This window comes from Oleiphilus sp. HI0117, from assembly GCF_001635235.1.
In genome coordinates this window covers 1-620 of record NZ_LWGA01001300.1, presented here as the reverse complement: position 1 = coordinate 620, position 620 = coordinate 1, and the positions used below count along the sequence as shown (strand labels likewise).

The 620-nt window shown below is 43.4% G+C and carries 1 protein-coding gene; it reads left to right on the top strand.

Annotated features, from left to right (window positions below; translation table 11 throughout):
- Positions 1-620 (top strand): hypothetical protein (locus tag A3757_RS27235; protein ID WP_197470234.1); only part of this gene is annotated, 620 nt, incomplete at both ends.

The following is a 620-nucleotide window of genomic DNA, read 5'->3' as shown; positions in this document are numbered from 1 at the left end:
CTTGCTGGCTCAGGACCAAGTTTTGTAACGGTTGCGAAAAGTTTATATCGTCGTCGATACCCTAATGTTGTAGTGCAAGGTGACTCCTGGTTTGATTACCCTGGCAGGCAGAAACATTTTTTCTACGGACCGAATAATTTACATCAGGCCCTGATGCAGATTATTCCTACTGGCGCAAACTGGTGGGATAGTAGCGTCTCAATGGCTACGGCAAAGCAGGTTTCGCGTGAATCCAGTGTATTTCGCTATGCTAAATACAATCGAGTTAGACTCGATGTATATTGTCTAAGTATGGGTGGGAATGATTTATTCGCTGGCTTAAAGTTTATCCTTAAAGATTATGATGATAAAAATCAATCGCCTTCAGAGTGCTTTAATTCAGGGAAAGAGCGCTTACTTCAAAACATCAGAGATGATTATCATAAGGTATTGAAAGACCGAGACCGATATCTACCTAGCGTGCCTGTCCTTGCGCATTGTTATGCGTCGCCAGATCAACGCCAGCGAGGCTTCAAGTTGGCATTCCTAAAGGCCGGGCCTTGGATAAAAACAGCATTTGATGCGAAAGCTTATCCACCTATGCTTACTTCTAACATAGATAACTGTATAAGGAGACGGGC